Consider the following 209-nt stretch of genomic DNA (forward strand, 5'->3'; position numbering starts at 1 on the left):
GCCCCTCAAACGATCCTGACGCCCGGTTCGCCAAGCGGCAAGGCAAAAGCGGCTCGACCTTCGGTTACAAGGCCCATGTGGGCGTCGACGAAGGATCCGGCCTGATCCGCGGCGACGAAGCCGTGGTGTGGGCCGATGCGGCTTACGACACCCATGCCCGACGGGCCCGGCTGAAGGCGGAAGGCAAGAAGCCCCGCATCGCCCGTCGT

1 pseudogene is annotated in these 209 nt (G+C 67.5%); it reads left to right on the top strand.

Going from position 1 to position 209, the window contains the following annotated elements:
• Window positions 1–209 (top strand): annotated as a pseudogene (locus QJT78_RS53040) (IS5/IS1182 family transposase); the annotation flags it as partial.

The sequence above is a fragment of the Bradyrhizobium sp. Mp27 genome (assembly GCF_029953005.1).
GTDB lineage: Bacteria > Pseudomonadota > Alphaproteobacteria > Rhizobiales > Xanthobacteraceae > Bradyrhizobium > Bradyrhizobium barranii.